Origin of the sequence: Wolbachia endosymbiont of Drosophila barbarae (assembly GCF_044752445.1) — a bacterium.
Classification (GTDB): Bacteria; Pseudomonadota; Alphaproteobacteria; order Rickettsiales; family Anaplasmataceae; genus Wolbachia; species Wolbachia pipientis.
Genome location: NZ_JBIXJM010000137.1, coordinates 1 through 14,924, shown reverse-complemented (window position 1 = coordinate 14,924; position 14,924 = coordinate 1). Strand labels below are relative to the sequence as shown.

Below are 14,924 nucleotides of genomic sequence, written 5' to 3'. Positions count from 1 at the left end.
TAGTGGAAGCATTTGGAAAGCCGCATGTAAATGTGGGAACAATAGGACATGTGGATCATGGGAAGACGACGTTAACAGCGGCGATAACGAAGCATTATGGAAATTTTGTAGCGTACGATCAGATAGATAAAGCGCCAGAAGAAAGGAAGAGGGGGATAACGATAGCAACAGCGCATGTTGAGTATCAGACGGAAAAAAGGCATTATGCACACGTTGATTGTCCTGGACACGCTGACTATGTAAAGAACATGATAGTAGGTGCAGCACAGATGGATGCGGCGATATTGGTAGTGTCGGGGGTTGATGGGCCAATGCCACAAACGAGAGAGCATATATTGCTGGCGAAGCAGGTAGGTGTTGGATATATCGTGGTGTATATAAACAAAGCTGATGTTGCTGATGCTGATATGATAGATTTAGTAGAAATGGAAGTGAGGGAATTACTGAGTAAATACGGATTTCCAGGGGATGAAGTGCCTGTGGTGGTTGGTTCAGCGCTCAAGGCGCTGGAGGATGACAGCAGCGAATATGGAAAGAAATCAATAGACAAATTGATGGAAAAGTTAGATGAATATGTAGCGGTTCCACCAAGGCCTGTGGATTTACCATTTTTATTGCCAATCGAAGATGTATTTTCGATATCGGGGCGAGGAACAGTGGTAACAGGAAGAATAGAGAAGGGAGAGATAAAGACGGGAGAAGAGATAGAGATAATAGGTCTGAAAGCGACGCAAAAGACGATATGCACAGGTGTAGAAATGTTTAAGAAGTTGCTGGATAAGGGAAGTGCAGGACTCAATGTAGGAATATTGTTAAGAGGAACAAAAAGAGAAGAAGTAGAGAGAGGGCAAGTATTGGCAAAACCGGGGACGATAACGCCGCATAGAAAGTTTAAGGCGGAGGTTTATATATTAAAGAAAGAGGAAGGAGGAAGGCATACACCATTTTTTGCGAATTACCAGCCACAGTTTTATTTAAGGACAACGGATGTAACTGGGAGCATAAAATTGCTAGATGGGAAGGAGATGGTAATGCCAGGAGATAATGTGAGTGTAGAAGTAGAATTGCAAGTACCGATAGCAATGGATAAGGGATTGCGTTTTGCGATAAGAGAAGGCGGTAGAACTGTTGGTTCTGGTGTTGTTTCTGAAATTTTGGAGTGAGTGTAGTAACTAAGATGAAGCAAGATATATATATTAACATTAAGGCTTTCGATTGTTCTTTATTGGAGGAGTGTGTTCGAAAATTTGTTGATGAATTAAAGCGGTCCAGTGCAAAATTATCTGGTCCGATTGCGTTGCCAAGGAAAGATTCTAAATTTATTGTTAATAGATCTCCTCACGTTGATAAAAAATCTCGTGAACAGTTTGAAATGAGAACTTCTAGGCGTTTGATTGTTTTACATGATCTTACTCCTACTATGATGCAGATGCTTACAGGTTTATCTTTTTCTGCTGGCGTAGAAGTGGATTTAAAAGTCAAGGAAGTTAAGGTTTAGGAGAAGGAAATGAAGAGAATAAATTCGCTGAGGAGAATTGGTTTACTAATGATGAATATTGGTCATACTGCTATGTATTCTGACAATAGTCGCATGGCTGTAACTTTATTGCATCTCAGCAAAACTTATATTATTGATATAAAAGGACAAGATAAATGTGGCTATAATTCAGTCATTTTAGGCACAGGAGATTTTAAAAATATAGCAAAACCTCAGTTGGAATATTTAAAGAAAAAGGGTATAAATAATAAATGTAAGTTATACGAAAGTAGATTAAATGACCTGTCGGGAATAGAATGTGGTAAAAAAGTGGGAATCAATCATTTTGTGGTTGGTCAATATCTTGATATTACGGGTTATTCTATAGGTAAAGGATTTGCTGGTGTGATGAAGCGGCATAATTTCAGTGGGCTTAGGGCATCTCATGGTGTTTCTATTGCTCACAGATCACAAGGTTCCACTGGCCAATGTCAGGATCCTGGTAGAGTATTCAAAGGAAAGAAAATGGCTGGTCATTTAGGTAACAGCAGGATAACTGCACAAAATATGAAGATATTATCCATTGATCATGAAAATAGTATAATTGCTGTGAAGGGTAATAATGTTCCTGGGTTTAAAAATTCCTATGTTTTTGTAAGAGATGCAGTTAAAAAATCTTTACATAAAGATGTCCTTTTTCCGGTAGGTTTACTGTTAGATGTAAATGATGATGCTAGTAATTTGGTAAGTTAGTTATGGAATGTAATTTAGTTAATCTATCTAATGATAATGTAGGTACTGCTCAGTTCAATCCTTTGATATTTTCTGCTAAGCAAAAATTGAGTATTTTGCATGATATAGTGAGATGGCAATTAGCGAAGAGAAGAGCTGGTACTCATAAAACAAAAGGTATTAGTGATGTCTCTGGTACAACAGCTAAACCTTATGGTCAAAAACGTACCGGTAGGGCAAGACAAGGGAGCTTGCGATCTCCTCAATTTAGAGGTGGTGGGATTATTTTCGGCCCTGTTGTGAGGAGTCATACTTATTCTCTTAATAAGAAGGTACGCAAATTTGGTTTAAAAATTGCTTTATCTCTAAAGTATTTAAATAATCAAGTAATTATTCTGGATAATTTAAATATTGATGTGAAGAAAACGTCTGAAATGTGTAAATGTATTAAAAATTTTAAATTTTCTTCCTTTTTGATAGTTGGTGATTATGGAGATGATTTGTTGCGTGCGGCTAAAAACTTGCACTATGTAGACTTAATCAAACCTATTGGGTTAAATGTTTTTGATATATTGAATCACGAATGCGTGATGTTGACAAAGGATACTTTAAAGCATCTTGAAGGTAGATTGTTATGATCAAATATAATAATATAATAAAATCTCCTATAATTACAGAAAAGGCCTCTTTTTTGAGGGAGAAGTTTAATAAATATTCTTTGTATGTTTTTGTAAATGTAAATAAGCGTCAAATAAAGTTGGCAATAGAGTCTCTATTCGATGTTAAAATTTCTTCTATAAATGTTGTTAGAATTAAGCCTAAATATAGGCGTTTTAGGGGTGTGATTGGTTGTGAAAAACAGAAAAAGAAAGTTTATTTTTCTTTGATGGATGGTCAAAAATTAGATATAATGAGCGTTTAGTATGGGTATGAAGTTTTTTAATCCTGTTACTCCGTCTTCTCGTGGGACTGTGTTAGTAAGTAAAGTTGGTTTATCAAAAGATGAGCCAGAAAAGTCTCTTACATCCGGTAAAAAGTCCAGTGGTGGAAGAAATAATCATGGTAGAATTACAACTCGTCATAGGGGTGGTGGTCACAAAAAGAAGTATAGAGTGATAGATTTTAAGCGTAATAGAAGTGGTCAAGGTATAGTTGAAAAAATAGAGTATGACCCAAATAGAAGTGGGTTTTTGGCGTTAATATCATATAAGGAAGATGATATTAAGTCTTATATATTAGCTCCTCAAGGTATGAAGCCAGGTGATGTTGTTACAGCTGGGAATGATGCTGATATTTTGCCAGGGAATTGTTTACTACTCAAGCATATACCTGTTGGTTCTTTCGTTCATAATGTTGAGCTGAAGCCAGGTAATGGTGCTGCGATTGCTAGAGCTGCTGGTTGTTATGCACAAATCGTTGGTCGTGATGGCCAATATGTTTTATTACGACTCAGGTCTGGTCAAATTAGGTTGATTTTATCTTCTTGCAAGGCTACTATTGGTGTAGTATCTAACCCTGACCATAAGAATAGAAAGTTGGGTAAAGCTGGGAGAAGTAGGTGGCTTGGGATTAGACCTACTGTACGTGGAGTTGCAATGAATCCGGTTGACCATCCTCATGGAGGCGGGGAAGGAAAAACCTCTGGTGGTCGTCATCCTGTTACTCCTTGGGGTGTTGCAACAAAAGGAAAGAAAACTCGAAGGAGAAATAAATCTAGTGATAAGTATATAAAACAATTGAAAGGTTAGTTTATGAGTAGATCTCCATGGAAGCCTCCTTTTTGTCATCCTTCTATATTAAAGTCGGTGAATAATGCTTTAAACAAGGGGTTTGTTAACATGGCTATAAAAGTTCATTCCAGGGCTTCTGTAATTCTTCCTAATTGTTTAGGTTTAAAGTTTGCTGTTTATAATGGTAAGGATTACATTCCTGTGAATGTTAGTGATCAGAATATGATAGGTCATAAGTTTGGTGAGTTTTCACCCACTCGTAAATTTACTGGGCATAGTGGTGATAAAAAGGCGACAAGAAGGTAATTGATATGAAAAACAGAGATGTAATAGTTAAAGCTGGTTCTAGGGTTTTAAAATCAACTCCTCGTAAATTGAATTTGGTTGCTGGTTTAGTACGTAATAAAAAAGTTTCTTTTGCCACTGTGCAATTAAGATTTTGTGAAAAGAAAGCTGCAGGTCTTATAAGGAAGGTATTAAATTCTGCGATTGCTAATGCTCAAAATTATGGATTGGATATCGATAATTTATATATAAAAGAAATTTTAATAGGTAAGTCTCTTACTTTGCGTAGGGTATGTCCAAAAGCTATGGGTAGAGCTAATAGAGTTAGTAAACGTTATAGTAATATAACTGTAAAATTGGGGGAAATTATATGATTCATAAAAATAGAAAATTAATAAGGAAAGTGCAAAAATATGGGAAACGTTAATCCTAAAGGATTTAGGTTAAAAATAATTAATACTTGGTCATCTATTTGGTATGCTGAGAAGGGTTATAAACAAGGGTTGCATCAAGATTTATCTATTCGCAGTTATATAAATGAATCTTTTAAGCATGCTGGTGTTTCTAAAGTAATTATAGAGCGTACGATCGATTTGGTATCTGTAATAATACATTCTTCTAGACCTGGAGTGATAATAGGTAAGAAAGGCTCGGATATTGAGAAGATAAAGCAAAAGATAGCTGAAAAAGTAAAAAATAATGTGGAAGTGAATGTAGTAGGGGTTAAAAGGTCTGAAATAGATGCAGTTTTAATATCAAACAGCATTGCACAGCAGTTAGAAAAAAGGGTTTCATTTAGAAGAGCGATGAAAAAAGCTATTCAAAGTTGTTTGAGGATGGGTGCTAGAGGTATTAAAGTAAGTTGTTCTGGGCGCCTTGGCGGAGCTGAGATAGCTCGTACTGAGTGGTATAAAGAAGGCCGTTTGCCTTTGCATACTTTACGTGCTAATATAGATTATGCTTTTGCTGAAGCAAAAACTATATATGGCATCATAGGAGTTAAGGTCTGGGTTTATATTGGTAACTAATTAGGTATATTGAAATGTTTATTCCTAAAAAAAGTAAATATAAAAAAGTATTTAAAGGACGAATTAAGGGTAACACGAAAGGTGGTAGCACATTATCTTTTGGAGATTATGGTCTAAAGGCTATGGAAGCAGGTAGGATTCAATCTAAGCATATTGAAACTGCAAGGCGTGTAATATCTAGAACATTAAAACGCTCTGGTAAAGTGTGGATAAGAATTTTTCCTGATACCCCTGTTAGTAAAAAGCCGGCGGATGTGCGTATGGGTAAAGGGAAAGGTAGTGTTGAGTTTTGGGTATTTAAAGCTAAGCCCGGTAGAATGTTGTTTGAAATTAGCAGTGATGTTCCCATGCATTTAGCAAGATTGGCGCTTGAAAAGGCAACTGCTAAGCTTCCTATGAAGTGTAAATTTGTATCTAATCATAATTAAATGGAGTTGCAATGGATATAGCTGACATTGAATCGAGGTCCTCGCAAGAATTGCATGAAATTCTTGTGAATTTGAGAAAAGAGTTTGTTAATTTGGTTTTTCAAAAGAAGCTGGGCCAGTGCAACAATATTTCGCGTTTTAGCTTAATAAGAAAGAGCATAGCTCGTATTTTAACTACATTAAATAAAAGAAGAAGAGAGGAAAAGAATGCCTAAAAAGGTTTTTTGTGGTACTGTAACTAAGGCTAAGTGTGATAAGACTGTAAAGGTTTCGGTATTACAAGTGTATAAGGATGAGCTGTATAAAAAGGTTATAAAAAAATACAAGAAGTATACAGCACATGATGAGAATAATAGTTGTAAAGAAGGGGACAAGGTTTTAATACAAGAACACAAGCCTATTTCTACTACTAAAAAATGGGTTATTGTTAATAGCTCACATTGAATAGGATATTTATATGATTCAAAAAAATACATTGTTGGAAGTAGCTGATAATTCTGGCGCGCGTGCAGTGCTTTGTATTGGTTTATTGGGTGGTAGAAAGTCTGCATCTATAGGTGACACAGTTATTGTATCTACTAAATCTATTACTCCAAGAGGGAAAGTTGAGAAGGGAAAAGTATATAGAGCAGTTGTGGTGAGGGTGAAAAGCCCTATTAGAAAATCTGATGGTTCTGTAATTCGTTTTTCTAGCAATGCTGTAGTTTTGATTAACGATCAAGGTGAACCACTTGGCACTCGGGTGTTTGGTCCGGTAAAAAAGTTATCATCTGGTTCTTTTATGAAGATAATGTCATTAGCTGTTGAGGTTTTATAATGAGTGCTAAAATAAAAAGTGGTGACGACGTTATAGTTTTAACTGGTAAAGATAAGGGAAAAATTGGTAAGGTAATCAAAGTTATAGCACGTGATGCTAAAAAGAAAGTAATTGTTTCTGGAGTGAATGTGCATAAGAGACATACTAAACCAAAAGCTGGTAGTAGTGGTGGTATATTAAATAAAGAGTTAGCTATTGATATATCCAACGTTGCAACATTGGACCCTAAATATAAAACTCCAACTAGAGTGAGGTTTAAGGTTATAGACGGTAGAAAAGTGCGTTTTGCAAAAGTTTCTGGAGAAGTGATAGATTAGGTTGATATGTTTAAAGAATTGTATAAAGATAGCATAGTAAAGTCCTTGAAGGATAAGTTTAATTACGGCAATATAATGCAAGTGCCTAAACTTGTCAAGGTGTGTATCAATATGGGCGTTGGAGATGCTGCTACAGATAGTAAAGCAATAAATGAACCACTTGATAGCCTATATTTGATTGCTGGGCAGAAGCCTTTATCAACTTTTGCAAAAAAATCTATTTCTGGCTTCAAGATCAGAAAAGGTGCTACAGTAGGTTGCAAAGTAACTTTGCGTAGAGATAAAATGTATGAGTTTTTAGAAAGATTGATATATATTGCTTTGCCAAGGGAAAAAGATTTTAGAGGATTTAGTGTGAAGCAATTTGACGGTAATGGTAATTTTTCCTTTGGTATAAAGGAACATATCTCGTTTTTAGAAATAGACTATGATAAAATAAGTAAAATTAGAGGTATGGATATTAATATTATAACAAGTGCAGTTAGTGATAAGGAAGCAAAGGAATTATTACTGGCTCTTAAATTTCCTTTTTTTGATTAATTGAGAGGAGAAATATATGGCAAAAAAATCTATGATAGAAAGAAATCTTCGCAGAATAAAGTTGTGCGATCAATATAAAGAAAAAAGAGAAAAATTGAAATCTATAATAAATAATAAGAATTTGTCTATTGTAGAAAGGTTTACAGCTCAAAATAAATTAATTAAAAAATTGCCTAGAAATTCTTCTAAAACCAAAATTAGAAATAGGTGTGCTTTAACTGGGAGACCAAGAGGAGTATATAGAAAATTTGGTTTATGTAGAATTGTTTTGCGTGATTTATGTTCTTTTGGGCAAGTTCCAGGAGTTACAAAGTCTAGTTGGTAAATATAATATAAGGAGTATATTGTGGCGTTATCTGATAGTATTGGTGATTTTTTAACAAGGATACGTAATGCTCAATTGGCAATGCATAGGGCAACAAGGGTACTATTTTCTAAGATGAATTCTTCTATATTGGAGATTTTAAAAGAGGAAGGGTATATCCTTGATTATGAAAAGCAAGTTGTAGGTAATTTACCTTCTTTCATTGTAAAATTGAAGTATTATGAGAAGTTACCTGTAATTAGTGACATAGTTAGGGTGTCAAAGCCTGGGTGTCGTCGTTATTCTAAGTATAAGGACATTTCTAAAGCATATAATGGTCTTGGTATTTTTATTATATCGACACCCAAAGGAGTGATGACTGATTATAATGCACATAAGTTAAAGGTTGGTGGAGAAGTTTTGTGTCGTGTGTTTTAAATAATAGGAGAAATTCATGTCTCGTATAGGTGCTGCTCCTATCAATATTCCTGCTGGTGTTTCAGTTGAATATAATAATGGTAGTATGTTAATAAAGAGTGCTAAGGCTGAAAAGGAAGTTAGCTTGATCAGGGATGTTGTGTGTCAGATTATTGATAATCAGCTATTGCTTTCTGTTGATCAAGATAAAGATAATTATGATAAAATAAAGCCTATGTGGGGCAGGTATAGGAGTAATATTAATAATATCATTAACGGCATGGTTGATGGTTTTTCTGTTAATCTTGAGATTAACGGTGTGGGATATAAGGCAGAGTGTGATGGTAAGTATTTGACTTTATATCTTGGTTATAGCCATAATGTTAAATATAAAGTGCCTAAAGATGTTGAGATTAAGTGCATAAAGCCAACTCACTTAGTAGTTAGTGGTATGGATAAGCAGAAGGTCTATATGGTGGCGTCTGATATATGCAAAATTAGAAAATATGATCCTTATAAAGGTAAGGGTGTTGTAATAAAAGGCAAATTTATGCTGCGTAAGGTTGTAAGTAAAAAGAAGTAATAAAAATGAAAAGATCGTATAATTTTTTAAGTAATTCTGAAAAAAGGAAGTTACGTAATAGAGCGAAGCTTGACAAGAGCGCTGAACGTTTACGTATATCCATATTTAAATCTAATAGGCATTTTTATGTCCAGTTAATTAATGATGTAAAAGGAATAACTCTCACTTCAGCTTCTACTTTGGATGCTAAAATTAAGGATGTATGTAAAGGGAAAGTCAACGCTGAAACTATAAAACAGGTTTCTTCTTTAATGGTTGAGCGTCTGTCTGGCATGAAATTAGAGCAGCAGCTTACGTTTGATCGTGGAGCGTATAAATACACAGGATTAGTTTCTCAATTTGCTGAGGCTTTAAGAAGTTCTGGATTTGAATTTTAGAAGGTTTTGAATATGGCTATAAAGAATTTACAAAATAATAATGATTTATCAGAGCTTTTAGTTTCGGTACGAAGAGTGACAACGGTTACCAAAGGTGGTAGAAGATTTTCATTTTCAATTTTGGTTGTTGTTGGCGATGAGAAGGGTAGGGTAGGGTGTGGAATAGGTAAGCACGCAGAAGTTGCTGAAGCAAGAGTCAAAGCTGTAAATGCTGCAAAGAAATCAATGATTAGAGTGTACTTGCGTGAAGGTAGAACTTTGCATCATGATATTAAAGCTAAATTTTGTTCTGGTGAGATAGTTTTAAGAACCGCAAGAGCCGGAACAGGTATTATTGCTGGTGGAGCGATTAGATCAGTTTTTGAGGTGTTAGGTATAAAGGATGTGGTAGCTAAATCCACTAGATCAAATAATCCTCATAACGTTATATGTGCGGTGTTTAAGGCTTTTGATAGTATGTTATCTCCTCGTCAGGTAGCAAGCAAAAGAGGCAAAAAGATTAGCGAGATAGTTGGAAACAGGTAAAGTATGAATAATGCTGTAAAATTAAACTCTATATTTACTAAATTATCTAAGAAAAAGAAGCCTAAGTTGCTGGGTAGAGGTATCGGTTGTGGTAAAGGTAAAACATCCGGTAGAGGGCATAAAGGGCAGAAGGCTAGAAGTGGAGTTTCTATAAATGGTTTTGAGGGTGGACAACAGTCTATATATACTCGTTTGCCTAAAAGAGGTTTTCAGCCTATACGTAGGAGCATATACTCTATAATTAATGTTGGCGATATACAGCGCTTAATGGAAGCTAAAAAAATAGTGAAAGACTCTGTTATAGATAAGGAGAGGCTGTATAAATTAGGTTTTATAAAGTCTATTAAGGATAAAATTAAACTTCTTAATAAAGGTAAGTTGAGCGAAAAATTTGTGTTTCATGTTGATTTTGCGTCAGAAGCTGCAAAAAAATCTGTAGCTTCAGTTGGTGGTAGTGTGGAAATACTATCGTAAGTCATGGGCAATAAATCAGCATTTAATAGCTTGGATCCTACGTTGTTATATAAAGGCGATTTATTAAAGCGTATATTTTTTACGCTAATAGCTTTAATTTGCTATCGCTTGGGTACTTATGTGCCTATTCCTGGAATTAATCTTGATGTAATTAATGATATATTTCCCAAAGATGGCTCAGGCGTTTTTGGAGTATTTAATTTATTTTCTGGTGGTGCATTGGCTAGAATGACAATTCTAGCATTGAACGTTATGCCATATATAATGGCTTCTATCATTATTCAGTTACTTTCTTCTGCGATTAAAGGAATGAAGGAAGTTAAGAATGATGGAGAGTCAGGCCGTAGAAAGATGAATTCTTATATACGCTATCTGACCATAGTAATTTGTGTATTTCAATCAATTCCAATTTTGGTTGGATTGGAAGGGATGAATAGGGAAGGGGTATTGGTTGTAATCGAACCTGGTGTTATGTTTCGTACAATAGGTGTTTTCAGCCTTTTAGGTGGAACTATGCTTTTAATATGGCTTGGTGAACGAATCAGCGCTAGCGGTATAGGCAATGGTATCTCATTAATCATTTTCACGGGTATAATATCAGAGTTACACAGCGCTTTGTCATCTTTGTTAACGTTAAATAAAAACGGTAGCGTATCGGTATTTATTATCCTTTTTGTTTTGGTATTGTTTTTTTTGCTGCTACTCTTAGTCATTTTTGTAGAGTCTTCTTATAGAAAGGTTATTGTTCAACATCCTAAAAAGCAATTTAAAAGATTACATAATGACGATTTTACTTATATTCCATTGAAGATTAATTTATCTGGTGTAGTACCAACCATTTTTGCTAATGCAATTTTATTGACACCTATTTCAATTGCAAATTTCTATAAGGGGCACGCTTTTTCTGATTTTATTTTGAATTACTTTATGGCAAATAAAGTAGTATATATTGTAGCCTATTTGGTGCTGATAGTATTTTTTAATTTTTTCTATACCAATTTTATATTTAATCCAGAGGAAAACGCAGATTTTCTTAAAAAAAATGGTGGTTTTATACCTGGTAGAAGGCCTGGGAAACATACTTCTGATTACCTTCAAGATATAGTTTTTAAGTTGACATTCATTGGCTCTGCGTATTTGGTAGTCATATGTACTGTACCTGAAGTTATGAGATATTATTATGATATACCATTTATTTTTGGTGGGACGAGCTTACTGATTATAGTGAACGTTATTACTGATACTATTATGCAAATACAATCTTATATTTTTTCAAATAGGTACGACAACTGGATAAAGAAATATGAGTCTAAAACGAGGAAAGTAAGATGATCATTACGATTTTTGGTCCTCCAGGTTCTGGTAAAGGTACTCAGTCAAGCTTGTTAATAGCAAAATATAATTTAAAATTAATTTCAGTAGGGGATTTATTAAGGAATATTATATCTAGCAGTAGTGAGTTAGGTAAAAAAATAAAGGGTACCGTGGAATCTGGTAATTTAATTCAAGATGAAATTATATGTGGATTATTACGTGACCAGCTTGCATTAGTGGATGATAATTGCTTATTAGATGGTTTTCCGAGAAATTTAAACCAGGCTCATTTTTTGACTCAAGTTTTGCAAGAAAAATATAATAGGGATGTTGACATTGTAGTTGAGCTGCAGCTTGACGATAATATTGCAATTGATAGGTTAAAAAATCGTCTCGCGTGTTTGGACTGTAAAAGCATATATAGTGTATCTTCTTTTAAGAGTACTACTTGTGCTAAATGTAAAAGTACGAGGTTAGAGAAAAGAATTGATGATGCTGATATGTCTGCAATTAATAAGAGAATAAGTGAATATCACCTTCAAATGAAAGGTTTACGCGAGTATTATAAAGGCAAATTATTAACAATTGACGCTAATTTGAGTGTTGATGAGGTAACGCAAGAGATTGAAAGTAAAATTTCTTGTAATTTGGTTTGACTCTGAGTTGTTTTATGGTATAAATTAAGAGTTGTTATTAATAAAGTATCGAGGTACCAGTGGCACGTATTGCAGGCATAAATATTCCAGTGAGGAAATGTGTTCCTTTTGCATTAACTTATATATATGGTATAGGTATTGCTACTGCGAATGTAATTTGTCACGCTTGCGAAGTTGATAAGCGCAAACGTGTTTCAGAATTACGAGATGAAGATATAGAAAAGATCAGCGGTTTCATTAGACAAAATTATGTTATAGAAGGTGAGCTCAGAAAAGAAGTGGCTATGAACATAAAATCTTTAGTGGAAATGGGATGCTATAGAGGGGTGAGACATAGAAAAGGTTTACCTGTGAGAGGGCAAAGGACTCATACTAATGCTAAGACTCGTAAAGGTAGATCTCGGTTGCCTATTGCTGGGAAAAAATAAAATTTATTATTATTGTGAGTTTTAATGAAAAAAGTCAAAACGGTTAGTAAGAGTAAGAAGGAGTTTATTACTGGTGTTGTCCATATTCGTGCAACTTTTAATAATACTTTTGTAAATGTAACTGATGTTCATGGTAATACGCTATGTCAAACTTCTGTGGGTGCATGTGGTTTTTCAGGTTCGAGAAAATCCACACCTTATGCTGCAGGTAAGGCTGCGGAGGCTGCTGCGAAGAATGCAATAGAGAGATTTGGTATGAAGGTTGTCTCTGTAATAATTCGTGGTCCTGGCTTTGGTACTGAAGCTGCGGTTAAAGCACTTCAGAGCTGTGGGTTGACTGTGACTTCAATTGCAGATAAAACCGCAATTCCTCATAATGGGTGCAGGTTAAGAAAAAAAAGAAGAGTATAGGATATTTGAAAAGGTTGTTTTATGTATTATAATAATGATGTGTCTCTCTGTAGCAATTTAGATAAATTGATTAAACCTAGTTCAGTTAAGGTAATATCAGATGATTCAAGTGAAAAAAGTGATATAGTGCTAGAACCGTTGGAAAGTGGTTTTGCTTTAACATTAGGTAATGCATTAAGACGTGTAATGTTATCTTCTCTTAAAGGTAGTGCTGTTTATGGAATAAAAATTGAAGGTGTAACTCATGAGTTTACTTCAATTCAAGGGGTGAGAGAAGATGTAACTGATATAGTGTTAAATATGGGCATGTTAAGGTGTAAATTAAATGGTGCTTCTAATAAATGCTTAAATTTAAACGCTAAAGGGCCTTGCCAGGTATTAGCTGGGATGATAGAAACTGATGATCAATGCTCTATTGTTAATAAGGATTTATTAATATGTACGCTGGGGCAAAATGTAGAGCTTAACATGACCATATATGTGGCTAGCGGAAAAGGTTATCTTCCTGTAATTAAGTATAAAGAAAACGAACTTTTGAAGCTTATGAGTGAACAGGATTTAATTGGTTTTATTCCAGTTAATGCTTTGTATAGCCCTGTCAACAGGGTTTCGTACAGGGTAGAGAACAGTCGTGTTGGCCAAGTGACTGATAAGGATAAGCTGATATTGTCAATTGAAACTGATGGTACAATTTCTCCGAGTCAAGCTGTTGACTCTGCTGCAAGAATATTACAGGAGCAACTTCAGCCCTTTATTAGTTCTGATGTAAGTTATAAAAAATCGCAGGTTTCTTCGTCTAGTGGTGCTAAAGATTTGGGTTATGACCCTGTCTTATTGCGTAAGGTAGATGAAATGGAATTATCTGTCAGGTCTCATAACTGTCTGAAAAACGAAAACATCACTTATATAGGTGATCTTGTGCAAAAGACAGAAGGTGAAATGTTAAGAACTGCTAATTTTGGCAGGAAGTCTTTGAATGAGATTAAGGCAGTTTTGACTAATTTTGGCTTGTCTTTGGGTATGAATGTGCTAAAATGGCCACCTAAGGATATAGATGAGTTGGCTAAACAACATACTGATGAAGATTAGGTGATATATGAAACATGGAATAAAAAAACGTAAACTATCTCGTTGTACTGAACATAGATTATCGACGTTAAAGAATCTATCTATCTCATTAATTAACCATGAGCAGATTGTAACTACTTTACCAAAAGCTAAGGAACTTCGTCCATATGTCGAAAAGTTTATTACAATTGCTAAGAATAAGAATACTTTACATGGTAGAAGACTTTTGCTTTCACGCCTTCATAATAGTAAGTTAGCAGTTGATAAGTTATTAAACGTCTTAGCCAGCCGTTATCAAGATCGTAAAGGTGGGTATTCTAGAATAATAAAATTTAGCACTCGAAAGGGTGATTGCGCTTCAATGGCAGTGATAGAACTGGTTGATAGGGATATTGCAGCAAGAGGTAAGGTTTATAGTAAAAATAAAGAAGGAGGCAAAGTAGTTACACAAAGTTAATTGTTATCATAATTGTTCTTCTTGTGGTAAGTAGGTTACGCTACTTTGTAGGTTACTTTGGCGAGTTATTAGTTTTAGTATATTTAAAACTGAAATGGTATAATGTTATAAAACGCCGTTATCGTTGTAAGTTCGGTGAAATTGACTTAATTGTATCTAAAAAAAAGGAGCTGATTTTTATAGAAGTTAAAGCAAGTTTACTTGGAAAAGAAATACCGATATCTTATCTTCAATGTCAGTCTATTATAAATTCTTCTAAGTATTTCTTAAGTAAAAACCTTAGTTTTTTAGATTATTCAGTCAGATATGATTTATATTTTCTTTCCTTAAAGAGAAGACCTGTTTATATAAAAAATGCTTGGATTGAAGAATGAAAGATTTGTAGCTGAATTAATTTAGATTTACTGGATTTAATATGAAAAAGACCCAATACAATAATTTAGTTTCATCTTACGCTAGAGTGCTATTTCATGTCTCAGGAAGCAGGTTAGGTATTATAAGGAAAGAAGTAGAATTTTTGTTGGCTTTTTTTAAGGATCAACGTGATGTTTTTGTG

General features: G+C 34.5%; 28 protein-coding genes and 1 pseudogene. All 29 read left to right on the top strand.

The genetic code is table 11. The annotated features are described in order from the left end of the window. Nucleotides 1-2: 2 nt before the first annotated feature. A complete protein-coding gene (tuf, locus tag ACIPNH_RS02255; protein WP_138264868.1) occupies nucleotides 3-1,163 on the top strand; it encodes an elongation factor Tu in 1,161 nt (386 codons plus the stop codon). Between the two features lie 14 nt (nucleotides 1,164-1,177). After that, the gene (rpsJ, locus tag ACIPNH_RS02250) at nucleotides 1,178-1,498 is read left to right on the top strand and encodes a 30S ribosomal protein S10 (RefSeq protein WP_012673184.1); all 321 of its coding nucleotides are present in this window, start codon (nucleotides 1,178-1,180) and stop codon (nucleotides 1,496-1,498) included. Between the two features lie 9 nt (nucleotides 1,499-1,507). Beyond that, nucleotides 1,508-2,230 carry a 50S ribosomal protein L3 gene (gene rplC / locus ACIPNH_RS02245; protein WP_264724040.1) on the top strand — a complete coding sequence of 241 codons (723 nt, stop codon included), beginning with the start codon at nucleotides 1,508-1,510 and terminating at the stop codon, nucleotides 2,228-2,230. Between the two features lie 2 nt (nucleotides 2,231-2,232). Continuing rightward, complete coding sequence (gene rplD / locus ACIPNH_RS02240; protein ID WP_400771472.1) at nucleotides 2,233-2,847, top strand: 50S ribosomal protein L4; 615 nt, start codon at nucleotides 2,233-2,235, stop codon at nucleotides 2,845-2,847. Beyond that, on the top strand, nucleotides 2,844-3,131 hold the full coding sequence (locus ACIPNH_RS02235) for a 50S ribosomal protein L23 (protein ID WP_015589144.1): 288 nt from the start codon (nucleotides 2,844-2,846) through the stop codon (nucleotides 3,129-3,131). The genes rplD and ACIPNH_RS02235 overlap by 4 nt, the downstream gene beginning before the upstream one ends. Before the next feature lies 1 nt (nucleotide 3,132). Next, nucleotides 3,133-3,957, top strand: coding sequence for a 50S ribosomal protein L2 (rplB, locus tag ACIPNH_RS02230; RefSeq protein ID WP_015589143.1), 825 nt, complete (start codon nucleotides 3,133-3,135; stop codon nucleotides 3,955-3,957). Between the two features lie 3 nt (nucleotides 3,958-3,960). Further along, on the top strand, nucleotides 3,961-4,245 hold the full coding sequence (gene rpsS / locus ACIPNH_RS02225; RefSeq protein ID WP_400771468.1) for a 30S ribosomal protein S19: 285 nt from the start codon (nucleotides 3,961-3,963) through the stop codon (nucleotides 4,243-4,245). A gap of 5 nt (nucleotides 4,246-4,250) precedes the next feature. Beyond that, entirely contained in the window at nucleotides 4,251-4,598 is a 348-nt protein-coding gene (gene rplV, locus ACIPNH_RS02220) for a 50S ribosomal protein L22 (RefSeq protein ID WP_007549821.1), read from the top strand. Between the two features lie 39 nt (nucleotides 4,599-4,637). Then, on the top strand, nucleotides 4,638-5,252 hold the full coding sequence (gene rpsC / locus ACIPNH_RS02215) for a 30S ribosomal protein S3 (protein ID WP_010962753.1): 615 nt from the start codon (nucleotides 4,638-4,640) through the stop codon (nucleotides 5,250-5,252). Between the two features lie 14 nt (nucleotides 5,253-5,266). Beyond that, the gene (gene rplP / locus ACIPNH_RS02210; protein WP_010962752.1) at nucleotides 5,267-5,680 is read left to right on the top strand and encodes a 50S ribosomal protein L16; all 414 of its coding nucleotides are present in this window, start codon (nucleotides 5,267-5,269) and stop codon (nucleotides 5,678-5,680) included. An 11-nt stretch (nucleotides 5,681-5,691) separates the two neighbouring features. Continuing rightward, complete coding sequence (rpmC, locus tag ACIPNH_RS02205; RefSeq protein WP_006279350.1) at nucleotides 5,692-5,895, top strand: 50S ribosomal protein L29; 204 nt, start codon at nucleotides 5,692-5,694, stop codon at nucleotides 5,893-5,895. Then, nucleotides 5,888-6,124 (top strand): 30S ribosomal protein S17, encoded by a 237-nt coding sequence (rpsQ, locus tag ACIPNH_RS02200; protein WP_007549925.1) that lies wholly within the window; start codon nucleotides 5,888-5,890, stop codon nucleotides 6,122-6,124. The genes rpmC and rpsQ overlap by 8 nt, the downstream gene beginning before the upstream one ends. A gap of 13 nt (nucleotides 6,125-6,137) precedes the next feature. Then, nucleotides 6,138-6,497: a 50S ribosomal protein L14 gene (rplN, locus tag ACIPNH_RS02195; RefSeq protein WP_006279348.1), complete on the top strand. Its 360-nt coding sequence runs from the start codon at nucleotides 6,138-6,140 to the stop codon at nucleotides 6,495-6,497. Continuing rightward, nucleotides 6,497-6,814: a 50S ribosomal protein L24 gene (gene rplX / locus ACIPNH_RS02190; RefSeq protein WP_400771464.1), complete on the top strand. Its 318-nt coding sequence runs from the start codon at nucleotides 6,497-6,499 to the stop codon at nucleotides 6,812-6,814. Before rplN ends, rplX begins: the two co-directional genes overlap by 1 nt. 6 nt (nucleotides 6,815-6,820) lie before the next feature. Further along, entirely contained in the window at nucleotides 6,821-7,354 is a 534-nt protein-coding gene (gene rplE, locus ACIPNH_RS02185) for a 50S ribosomal protein L5 (protein ID WP_010962750.1), read from the top strand. Between the two features lie 16 nt (nucleotides 7,355-7,370). Continuing rightward, entirely contained in the window at nucleotides 7,371-7,679 is a 309-nt protein-coding gene (gene rpsN, locus ACIPNH_RS02180; RefSeq protein ID WP_064124653.1) for a 30S ribosomal protein S14, read from the top strand. 21 nt (nucleotides 7,680-7,700) lie between these two features. Further along, nucleotides 7,701-8,096: a 30S ribosomal protein S8 gene (gene rpsH, locus ACIPNH_RS02175; protein ID WP_155968326.1), complete on the top strand. Its 396-nt coding sequence runs from the start codon at nucleotides 7,701-7,703 to the stop codon at nucleotides 8,094-8,096. 16 nt (nucleotides 8,097-8,112) lie between these two features. Beyond that, a complete protein-coding gene (gene rplF / locus ACIPNH_RS02170) occupies nucleotides 8,113-8,658 on the top strand; it encodes a 50S ribosomal protein L6 (RefSeq protein ID WP_400771459.1) in 546 nt (181 codons plus the stop codon). 5 nt (nucleotides 8,659-8,663) lie between these two features. Next, a complete protein-coding gene (rplR, locus tag ACIPNH_RS02165; protein ID WP_006279867.1) occupies nucleotides 8,664-9,035 on the top strand; it encodes a 50S ribosomal protein L18 in 372 nt (123 codons plus the stop codon). A gap of 12 nt (nucleotides 9,036-9,047) precedes the next feature. Beyond that, nucleotides 9,048-9,560, top strand: a complete 513-nt coding sequence (gene rpsE, locus ACIPNH_RS02160) for a 30S ribosomal protein S5 (protein WP_010962748.1) — start codon at nucleotides 9,048-9,050, stop codon at nucleotides 9,558-9,560. A 3-nt stretch (nucleotides 9,561-9,563) separates the two neighbouring features. After that, nucleotides 9,564-10,034: a 50S ribosomal protein L15 gene (rplO, locus tag ACIPNH_RS02155; protein ID WP_400771455.1), complete on the top strand. Its 471-nt coding sequence runs from the start codon at nucleotides 9,564-9,566 to the stop codon at nucleotides 10,032-10,034. Nucleotides 10,035-10,037: 3 nt separating this feature from the next. Next, nucleotides 10,038-11,366, top strand: a complete 1,329-nt coding sequence (gene secY / locus ACIPNH_RS02150; RefSeq protein WP_400771453.1) for a preprotein translocase subunit SecY — start codon at nucleotides 10,038-10,040, stop codon at nucleotides 11,364-11,366. Beyond that, a complete protein-coding gene (locus tag ACIPNH_RS02145) occupies nucleotides 11,363-12,004 on the top strand; it encodes an adenylate kinase family protein (RefSeq protein WP_007550178.1) in 642 nt (213 codons plus the stop codon). Before secY ends, ACIPNH_RS02145 begins: the two co-directional genes overlap by 4 nt. Before the next feature lie 59 nt (nucleotides 12,005-12,063). After that, nucleotides 12,064-12,432, top strand: a complete 369-nt coding sequence (gene rpsM / locus ACIPNH_RS02140) for a 30S ribosomal protein S13 (protein ID WP_010962745.1) — start codon at nucleotides 12,064-12,066, stop codon at nucleotides 12,430-12,432. A gap of 24 nt (nucleotides 12,433-12,456) precedes the next feature. Beyond that, entirely contained in the window at nucleotides 12,457-12,843 is a 387-nt protein-coding gene (rpsK, locus tag ACIPNH_RS02135) for a 30S ribosomal protein S11 (protein WP_213863584.1), read from the top strand. 21 nt (nucleotides 12,844-12,864) lie between these two features. Then, nucleotides 12,865-13,932, top strand: a complete 1,068-nt coding sequence (locus tag ACIPNH_RS02130) for a DNA-directed RNA polymerase subunit alpha (protein WP_265024429.1) — start codon at nucleotides 12,865-12,867, stop codon at nucleotides 13,930-13,932. A 7-nt stretch (nucleotides 13,933-13,939) separates the two neighbouring features. Then, entirely contained in the window at nucleotides 13,940-14,368 is a 429-nt protein-coding gene (gene rplQ / locus ACIPNH_RS02125) for a 50S ribosomal protein L17 (protein ID WP_007550873.1), read from the top strand. A gap of 23 nt (nucleotides 14,369-14,391) precedes the next feature. Next, the gene (locus tag ACIPNH_RS02120) at nucleotides 14,392-14,742 is read left to right on the top strand and encodes a YraN family protein (protein WP_400771446.1); all 351 of its coding nucleotides are present in this window, start codon (nucleotides 14,392-14,394) and stop codon (nucleotides 14,740-14,742) included. A 41-nt stretch (nucleotides 14,743-14,783) separates the two neighbouring features. Then, a pseudogene (locus ACIPNH_RS02115) lies at nucleotides 14,784-14,924 on the top strand (ATP synthase F1 subunit delta); the annotation flags it as partial.